Source organism: Streptosporangium sp. NPDC006013 (genome assembly GCF_040614275.1).
GTDB lineage: Bacteria > Actinomycetota > Actinomycetes > Streptosporangiales > Streptosporangiaceae > Streptosporangium.
In genome coordinates this window covers 1-1,246 of sequence record NZ_JBEXUE010000965.1, presented here as the reverse complement: position 1 = coordinate 1,246, position 1,246 = coordinate 1, and the positions used below count along the sequence as shown (strand labels likewise).

Here is a 1,246-nt window from a genome sequence, read left to right as displayed (position 1 = left end):
GCAGATCACGCAGACCAGACCGGCGATGACATGGACGGCCAGCGCCGCCAGGAAGACCGGCCCCGCATTCGGAACCGGGAGACCGAAGACGGTGACAGCGACCGGGCGGTCCTGCTCCGCCGGGTCGAGGCGGTCCGCGGTCCCATACGGATCCGTGTTGAACTGAACATAAGAGCCGATTTCGGCCGCCATACGATGACCGAGCTGTGCCGTTCGGGAAGGCTGTGGACCGGACGCAGCGGCGAGGTCCGCATCCGCTGGGCGGGCGCCGCCCGCGCGGAACCGGTGGACGGGGGCCTGGCCATGTGCCTGGACCTCGGGCCGGGCCAGGCACACGATCTCGTTCTCGAACTGTCAGCCGGAGATCGTACGGACCCGCTGGCCGCGGACGCCCTGTGGGCGGCGACCGAGGACGGCTGGCGGGCAAGCGTGCCGGCCTGCGAGGACACGATCGCGCCGCGGGACGCCCAGCTCGCGTACGCGGTGCTGACCGGCCTGACCAGCCGTACGGGCGGGATGGTCGCGGCGGCGACGACGTCGCTGCCGGAGCGGAGCGGCGCGCACCGCAACTACGACTACCGGTACGCCTGGATTCGTGATCAGTGCTACGCCGGTCAGGCGGTGGCGGCCCACGGCGGCCGGCTCGAACTGCTCGACGCCTCGGTGGCCTTCGTCGCCGAGCGGATCCTCACCGCCCGCGAACAACTGAGACCCGCCTACACGGTGGCCGGCCACCCGGTGCCATCGGAGACACCGGCGCCGCTGCCCGGTTACCCCGGAGGGAAGGTGATCGTCGGTAACCGCGTCACCGGCCAGTTCCAGCTCGACGTCTTCGGCGAGGCGCTGCTGCTGTTCGCCGCGGCTCAGCGGGCGGATCGGCTGCCCCCCGAGGCCGTCCGCGCGGCACGCGCCGCCGTGGCGGCGATCGCCAAGCGCTGGCAGGAGCCGGAGGCCGGCATCTGGGAGATCGACGACCGGCGGTGGACGCACTCCCGGCTGACCTGCGTGGCCGGGCTGCGGGCCTGCTCGGCCCTCGTCCCGGACACCACCGAGACGGCCGGGTGGCTCTCGCTCGCCGAGACGATCCTGGCCGCCACCACCAAGTCCAGCCTGAACATCACGGGCCGCTGGCGGCGTGCCCCCGACGACGACCGCGTCGACGCGTCCCTCCTCCTTCCACCGCTGCGCGGCGCGCTGCCCGGCGATGATCCACGCACCGTCGCGACGCTGGCGGCGGTCCGCGACA

Annotated in this window: 2 protein-coding genes; one reads left to right on the top strand and one right to left on the bottom strand. The window is 73.0% G+C overall.

From position 1 onward, the window contains the following. Positions 1-192 (bottom strand): hypothetical protein (locus ABZ260_RS51295; protein WP_355633310.1); only part of this gene is annotated, 192 nt, incomplete at its 3' end. A gap of 3 nt (positions 193-195) precedes the next feature. Between ABZ260_RS51295 and ABZ260_RS51290 the strand changes: the two genes are divergently transcribed. After that, positions 196-1,246: glycoside hydrolase family 15 protein (locus tag ABZ260_RS51290; RefSeq protein WP_355633308.1), on the top strand; the 1,051-nt coding region annotated here is incomplete at its 3' end.